The organism is Moorena sp. SIO3I6 (assembly GCF_010672095.1).
The window spans coordinates 1-1,062 of record NZ_JAAHHU010001705.1; the positions used below are offsets into that span (position 1 = coordinate 1).

The 1,062-nt window shown below is 35.2% G+C and carries 1 protein-coding gene; it reads right to left on the minus strand.

Going from position 1 to position 1,062, the window contains the following annotated elements; translation table 11 throughout:
- On the minus strand, nt 1-498 hold a 498-nt coding region (locus tag F6K49_RS52465; RefSeq protein ID WP_293111014.1), incomplete at its 3' end, for a transposase.
- Nucleotides 499-1,062 lie beyond the last annotated feature (564 nt).

The following is a 1,062-nucleotide window of genomic DNA, read 5'->3' on the forward strand; positions in this document are numbered from 1 at the left end:
ACTATAGGCGATTGCTACAATTAAAATTAAAGAGATTAACCGATATCCAGAAAGATTAGTATCCTCTAAGTTGTAGCCACCACTTTTAAAATCTCTAAACATTTCTTCTATATTAAAACGTTTTTTGTAAGTCAGGATTGCATCTTGAAGACGAGTTAAGTTTGTTAAAATAAACCAGCCCTCTTCTGGAGACCAGCCGTGGAACTTTCGTTTCCATTTACACGCTATATTAAACCCACAGATTTTATGAGTCTTTGTTACTTTTACGCCTTGAAGGAACAAAGATAAGCCTGGTTTTAATCCTAAAGCTTTTAAGTCTCTCCAAACATCCTTTTCTACTTCAACAAATTCATCTTTTCTTAATCTCAAGCCAAACTGTACAGACCTCTTTCTTAGCCAGTCGGCTAACTTAACAGAACAAAATTCTCTATCTCCCAATATGAGCGGTTGATAATTTTTAAATAAGCGATGCAGCGCGGTCTTGGGGGTTCCCCCCATGAGCGACTGCATCAAGACAGGGTAAAACTTTTTCGAATATTTCGGTTTGTTCCGTCAAGTTACTTGAACCTAATTTAGGTAACAATTCCCAATATACAGGTATAGATCTGTTGTCATAAACGATGCTCACCATTATTAAATTTATCCGTGCCCAACTGGTTCTATCAATAACTAAATATAAAACTTGGTTAAAATTAAAATTTTGAGTTAACCAACTAGTGAGAAGGGGAAACCACAGGTTTTCAACTTTAAGTATTGGTAAGGATAGAAATCTTTAGGTGCGACCCGTGGCGAATTTAATTCGCCAACGGAAAGCGCACCTTTGTAATTTTTTCCGTCTACTCTCAAATAAAATTGGTAGAGGTAAAGCAGTCGCTAATTTTTATAAGCTTACTTCTTTGAGATTTTGTAGAAGATTAATTAAAAGAGACAAAAGCAAGTATTCAGAACGTACTAGTTGATTTTCTAAGTGTGTTTGGTACAATGAGGGGATCATTTTCAGCTTTATTGGTCTTATTGAGAATTGCTGACCTATCTTTTTTTTACCATAATTTCGTCAAATTC